At 43.8% G+C, this 6,232-nt stretch carries 7 protein-coding genes; 5 read left to right on the top strand and 2 right to left on the bottom strand.

The window, feature by feature from the left end; all coding sequences use genetic code 11:
• The 5 genes from Q0369_RS06970 to Q0369_RS06950 form a co-directional block, all read left to right on the top strand.
• Positions 1 to 1,242 (top strand): fumarate reductase flavoprotein subunit (locus Q0369_RS06970; protein WP_298097811.1); only part of this gene is annotated, 1,242 nt, incomplete at its 5' end.
• Positions 1,235 to 1,972 carry a fumarate reductase iron-sulfur subunit gene (locus tag Q0369_RS06965; protein ID WP_298097808.1) on the top strand — a complete coding sequence of 246 codons (738 nt, stop codon included), beginning with the start codon at positions 1,235 to 1,237 and terminating at the stop codon, positions 1,970 to 1,972. The genes Q0369_RS06970 and Q0369_RS06965, both read left to right, overlap by 8 nt.
• Positions 1,973 to 2,147: 175 nt before the next feature.
• Positions 2,148 to 2,999, top strand: coding sequence for a hypothetical protein (locus tag Q0369_RS06960; protein WP_298097805.1), 852 nt, complete (start codon positions 2,148 to 2,150; stop codon positions 2,997 to 2,999).
• Positions 3,000 to 3,182: 183 nt separating this feature from the next.
• A complete protein-coding gene (locus Q0369_RS06955; RefSeq protein ID WP_298097802.1) occupies positions 3,183 to 3,437 on the top strand; it encodes a hypothetical protein in 255 nt (84 codons plus the stop codon).
• A gap of 373 nt (positions 3,438 to 3,810) precedes the next feature.
• Positions 3,811 to 5,250 (top strand): ankyrin repeat domain-containing protein, encoded by a 1,440-nt coding sequence (locus tag Q0369_RS06950; protein ID WP_298097799.1) that lies wholly within the window; start codon positions 3,811 to 3,813, stop codon positions 5,248 to 5,250.
• Between the two features lie 270 nt (positions 5,251 to 5,520).
• Here the strand turns inward: Q0369_RS06950 and Q0369_RS06945 are convergent, their stop codons facing one another.
• Positions 5,521 to 5,931: a hypothetical protein gene (locus Q0369_RS06945; protein WP_298097796.1), complete on the bottom strand. Its 411-nt coding sequence runs from the start codon at positions 5,929 to 5,931 to the stop codon at positions 5,521 to 5,523.
• A partial coding sequence (locus Q0369_RS06940; RefSeq protein WP_367178986.1) for an EamA family transporter occupies positions 5,924 to 6,232 on the bottom strand: 309 nt, incomplete at its 5' end. The genes Q0369_RS06940 and Q0369_RS06945, both read right to left, overlap by 8 nt.

The raw sequence follows: 6,232 nt of genomic DNA, 5'->3' as shown, positions 1-6,232 counted from the left end.
CCTATCGTTCCGAGCGGAATTTTGCTTACCGAGGGTTGCCGCGGCGACGGCGGAATTTTGCGCGATGTGGACGGCTACCGCTTTATGCCGGATTATGAGCCTGAGAAAAAAGAACTTGCTAGCCGCGACGTCGTAAGTCGCCGCATAATGGAGCATATCCGCGCAGGCAAGGGGGTAAAGAGCCCTTATGGTGAGCACGTTTGGCTTGATATATCAATCCTTGGACGCGAGCATATCGAGAAAAATTTACGCGACGTACAAGAAATTTGCGAAATTTTCAACGGCATCGATCCTGCCGACACCGAGGTAATAACCGACGAGCAGGGCAGGAAGCGCGGTAAAGGTTGGGCTCCGATCCTTCCTATGCAGCATTACTCGATGGGCGGCATCAAAACAAAGGCTACGGGTGAGAGCCCAACGCTAGCTGGACTTTTCAGCGCCGGCGAGGCTGCGTGCTGGGATATGCACGGCTTTAACCGCTTGGGCGGAAATTCCGTCGCCGAAACCGTCGTCGCAGGAATGATCGTGGGCGAGTATTTTGCGGAGTATTGCCAAGGACACGATGTCGATATCAATACGCACGATATCGAAAAATTCGTAGATAAAGAGCAAAACTACATGAAAAGCCTGCTTGAAAAAGAGGGTAAATTTAACGTATTCGAGATCAAAAACAAGATGAAAGACGTGATGTGGGAGCACTGCGCAATCTTCCGCACCGGCGAGGGATTAGCCAAAGCCGTAAAAGAGCTCGAGGAGCTTTACAAGCAGTCTTTGGACGTCAAAGTAAGCAATAAAGAGCTTTTCGGAAATCCGGAGCTTGAGGAGGCTTACCGCGTACCGAAGATGTTAAAGCTCGCGCTTTGTATCGCCAAGGGTGCGCTTGATCGCACCGAAAGCCGCGGCGCACACTTCCGCGAGGACTATCCGAAACGCGACGATCTAAACTGGCTAAAACGAACGCTTGCAAACTGGAAAGAGGGCGATACTATGCCTACTCTAAGCTACGAGCCGCTTGATATTATGAAGATGGAGATACCGCCTGCATTCCGCGGATACGGCGCCAAAGGCAATATCATCGAGCATCCGGACAGCGCCGTGCGCCAAAAAGAGGTCGATGAAATTCGCGAGAAAATGCAAGCCGAGGGCAAAGGCAGATATGAAATTCAAGAGGCATTGATGCATTATGAATTGCAGCCAAAATACAAAGCACCTAACGAAAGAGCAGGTATAGGATATGAGTAGAAAAATAACAATAAAGGCATTTAAGTATAATCCGCTAAGCAAAATTTCAAAGCCGCACTTCGCTACTTACGAGATCGAAGAGACCGACGGAATGACGCTGTTTATTGCGCTTAACGTGATTCGTGAGAGATTTGATCCCGAGCTAAGCTTTGACTTCGTTTGCCGCGCGGGTATCTGCGGTAGCTGCGGTATGCTCGTAAACGGCAAGCCGCAGCTTGCGTGCCGCACGCTTACTAAGGACTATCCGGACGGCGTGATCGAGCTTATGCCGCTTCCGGTTTTCAAGCTGCTAAAAGACCTTAGCGTCGATACCGGCAACTGGATGAACGCGATGAGCAAACGCGTAGAGAGCTGGATCCACACCGATCACGAAACCGATATCTCCAAGCTTGAGGAGAAGGTCGAGCCGGAGGTCGCGCAGGAGGTTTTCGAGCTGGATCGCTGCATCGAGTGCGGTATCTGCGTAGCTGCATGCGGCGTAGCGATAATGCGAAAAGACTACATCGGCGCCGTCGGCATCAACCGAGTGGCACGCTTTCAGATCGATGCGCTGGATAAGCGAACCGATGAGGATTTTTACGAGCTAATCGGCGATGATGACGGAGTATTCGGCTGTATGACGCTGCTAGGCTGCGAAGACCACTGCCCTAAGCACCTTCCGCTTCAAAGCAAAATCGCATATGTTCGCCGCAAGCTTGCCGCTCAGGGCAAGTGCGGCTGCGGCAAATAAAATTTAAGCGGGACCTTCCCGCTTAAATTTATCTCTTTATCTCACTAAATTTTACTCAACAAATAAATTTCAAAAATGCTTGAGTCTGGCAAGCAAGGTAGCCTTAAATTTAATACTATCCCAAGGTATAAAGAAGTAAAATATGATCGCTTAAGATCGCTAGCGAGGGATAAGGATGAACGAAGCAAAGCCCAAAGAGTTAAAGAAAATTCTAAATGAACGGCGTCAAAATGTGGAGCAAGGCTCGCAAGAAAATTCTGACGCTCAAAATTTTGATGTTTCAAAATCCGATAACTCAAATTTAAACATAGAAGGAAATCTAAAATTTCAAAATTCAAATTCCGATGATGCCGCTTCTAATAAAAATTCTAAAACTGGGGCTAGAGACTACGATAAGGATCCGATAGTTATAAAAAATTACAGCATTATGCACTTGCTATTTTATATCATCATAGCAATCATTATTCCGTCTATTTTCATAAAAATTTTGTATAACAAAGGTTTGATAGATTTATATTATGACGGTAGAACATATTTGCTATATAATCAAAATTCAACTTTTATTTTAAGTGTTTTATTTTTGTGCCTGTTTGCCTTGTATTGCTATTTTGCAAAAGAAAACGATATTATTATCAACAATTCGCACATAACATATTTTAAAAACATATCAAGCGGGTTGGAAATTTTTAAAATAAACAATGATAGCTTTATCAAGAAAAACTATAAATTGAAAATAAATGTTTTATGTTTTATTTTGTGTCTGATTTCTCTATTGTCAGGTTTTGGCTATCAAAAAATTATTTTTGTCATTTCTATACTTGTCGTTAGATTTTTGCCAATATTCCTATTTTCGATACTTCAAAATAAAAAATTTGAATTTTATAACCCAGGATATTTATGCATTAAAACAAGAACCGGAAAACAGATAGTTCCTTTGGTTTCAAAAGAAGATACAAAAGATGTAAGAGAATATTTTTTAAATAAGCTTAATATCGATATTATCGATAAAGTAAATTATTTTATGTAGTCAAATCCCTCCAATAAAAAAAAGAGATATAAACGAGCAAAGAAAGCATTGATAAAAGGGCGCACCTATTACAGGTAGTCTTCAATCGCTACAAGAATATTTTTCTGATTTACCAAAAATGTCAGAATTTTTTATCGTATTGGTTCGTTAGGTTTTTTCTTTGTATTTTTGCTTTGCATGTATGTGGCGAATATATTTATAAAATTCGTAGTGTATTTTTGCATAAATAAAGGCATAAAAGGATTTAAAATTTTTCCATTTATAAAAGTCGATGAGCCGTGGCATGGCGGATATCTATATTATTCGGTTGCTATATCGGCACACTACTATTTGATTTATTTATATAGCAGTGAAATTTATAACGAAGTTAAAGAGTACTTTTTGCAGAAAAATATAGATATAGACTATATTAAAAAAGACTATACGGTTTTTATCTAGGAGGATATGCGAAGGGGCGGTAAATTTAAAACTAAAATTTCAATATTTTATGGTGCCGTCATTAAATTTCGTAGCGATACCGAGTGCAAATACGGCGTAATTTTAGCGCTAAATTTTATGCGTAGAAGCCGCTTGTTGAAATTCTAACCGTCTGTCGCTGGAATAAAATTTCGTCGGTAGAATTTTACCCGAGCGACATTTCTACGCGGAATTCTATCGGTAAAATTCCGTATGCAAAATTTTGCGCCTAAACTCTCTTAAACCTCGCCCTGCAAATTCCGCTCGAGCGAAATTGCCTTGTGAAATTCCGTCCGTTTATATTCGGCTAAGCTCACACTCGGTAGTATTTGTCATTTTATTTGCGGAGGTTGCTTTGAAAGAGATAAAATCCAAGCTCATCATATCGTGCTTGGTTGTTACGGCAGGCCTATTTTTCTTGATCGCAGGCGGTGCATTTATGGACAGATCCAAAACTCAGCCCGCGCAAAATTCCACGGCGAGTCGCGCCGCAACCTCCGGCAACTCCTCCAAGCGGTCGCTAACAGACGAGGATCGCGCTGCACGAGCGAGGTACTGGCACGAAAGGCTGGGCGCCGAGTTAGATTTGGACGAGTGCGTAGTGCAGGGCGATGAGCGAATGGAGTATTTCTGCAAGCTTTTGCGCTCCAAGGACACTGCTCGTATTTTAGCATTTATGCGAGAGCAGCGCATCACTGCGGGCGATCCGCTGCAGTTTGGTATAACGGCGATAATGTATTCTAGCTTTTACAACGATGCAAACACCACCGAGGAGCTGATCTATCACGGAGCGGATATCAACCGCACGGACGATTTTTCTCATTCGGCGCTAAGCTATGCTATCGAAAATAACTCTACCGCCGCCGCGGAAGTTCTACTTAAGCATGGAGCTAGCTTTTCTAGCGTTAAATATGTTCGTCCGTGGCTTGCGACTCCGGGATGCTGCGATGCCTATTTGGTCGCCGATACTAGCGATGCACAGGTAAGGACATATTACGGAACACCTAAAAGCGAGGGTACTAGCGCGGTATCTGATCCGCTCTATTATGCCGTGGCGGGTGGATTTTTGCAGATGACGGAGCTTATGCTTAGTAGCGGCGTAAGACCTGAGATTACCGCTTGGACGGACGATCATTGTATTGCTTTTACGCTCAAACACCGCAAAGATAAGCGGCAGCCGAACTGCTCCATCTATCAGATGCTGCCGCAACGATATGACGCAAGTATGCTAAATTTGCTGCTTAAATACGATTTGGCAGGGCTTCCGGGCGATGAGCGTATTCGAAAAAAATACGATGACTGCCGTAAGGATTTGGATACGTTGAGGAAGTATAAGAAAATATACCTAGAGCATATGGATGATTATTGTTACGATGAGATTATTTTGGATTGGAGCTGGTTGGATAGCTTTAATTATGATATAGTTAGGTTTATTATGACGGAGCGCTCAAAGGATTGGGAAAAGGGTGCAATCGGGTTTAACAGAAGTTCGCTGCCCGATCTTAATAGATGCGGCTCAGTAACGCCCAATACGGCGCTACTTGGTATCTACGATACGCTTATAAAGCGCTATTCCGCGCTCTGCGGCGATGAGCTTAATGGTGCGAGTGGCTTTGATCTGGATAAATTTTTTAGATATTTGCACTTAAAAGGCTTGGAATTTGATCTTAAAATAGAGTATGAGGGCAAGGTGATAAGAGTGGAGGAGTACGATAAAATTTTAAGGCGCGATGCGTCTAAGCAGCTAGAGCAAGCGGGATCCAAGACTGCAGATACCGCGTCCGCCAATGAGTAAATTCTATAAAATTTACAGACGCGATTATCGGCTTCGCAGTTGCTATGTATCTTGCAAAATTCTACAAATTACGCTGATTTAAAATTTGCGTCGTTTTGCTTTGTAAAACGCATGGAATTTTGTCGCCATGACGCAAGCGGTTTGCAAAATTCCGGCACGTATGTAAATTTTAAAAATTCCAAGAGTTGCGGCGCGTTAAATTATATAAATTTAGGCGTTAAAATTATACCGATATAGACACCCGCGAAATTCGCCGCTTAAAATTTCGCGCTACAAATTCTTAAATTCCATCTCCAGTTGCTTGCGCCAGTCTTGTAGCGAGCGCTCTGCGCCCGTGGCGTATTTTTCGATAAGCGCGTCCGTTTTATTTAGAAACTCAAATAGCTTGCCCTCCCATACGGCGGGATTTAGGTTGCTTTGATGCATCGTTTTGATATAGACTAGCTCCTTGCTAAGAGCCTCAAGCTCATCTATATAGCTCTCTCGCACCCCCTCATCACGCAGCTCTAGCCGCTTTAAATCTCGCAGTTTGCCCTCTAAAATATCGCAAAATTTCATATATCTTTGCGAGCTAAGCTCTGGGTCGGCGGCGTCTGCGCGCGCGGAAGCCTTTTGGACCTGAAAATACACGAGCGCGCCCACCGCAAGGGCAACTGCGAACATCAAAGCGAAATTAGCCATTTTTTCTCCTTAAGCCGTCCAAGCCCACGACCGCGAGCCCGAACCAAATTAGCGAAAAGCTCAAAATTTTGTAAGTCTCAAGCTCCTCGCCGTAGATAAATACCGCGATTAGCATGCTCATGCTAGGGCTGATGTATTGCATAAAGCCGATCGTAGATAGCGGCAGATACTGCGTGCTTACGGCGAAGGTAAGTAGCGGTAAAATCGTAATCAGTCCGCTTGCAAACAGCAGCGCGCCGCTTACGTTAAAGCCGAAGGCGCCGCTTCCTTTCAGCGCGCAGTAGATCAGAAACGCAAGCGC

It is taken from the genome of uncultured Campylobacter sp. (assembly GCF_938030685.1).
Lineage (GTDB): Bacteria > Campylobacterota > Campylobacteria > Campylobacterales > Campylobacteraceae > Campylobacter_B.
Note: the sequence above shows the minus strand (reverse complement) of the source record. Positions and strands in the feature narration are given on the sequence as shown.

What these genes read in the sequence shown, in the direction of transcription:
- Q0369_RS06965 (WP_298097808.1), top strand. Translation starts at nt 1,235, where the DNA reads ATGAGTAGAAAAATAACAATAAAGGCATTTAAGTATAATCCGCTAAGC.
- Q0369_RS06960 (WP_298097805.1), top strand. Translation starts at nt 2,148, where the DNA reads ATGAACGAAGCAAAGCCCAAAGAGTTAAAGAAAATTCTAAATGAACGG.
- Q0369_RS06945 (WP_298097796.1), bottom strand. Translation starts at nt 5,931, where the DNA reads ATGGCTAATTTCGCTTTGATGTTCGCAGTTGCCCTTGCGGTGGGCGCG.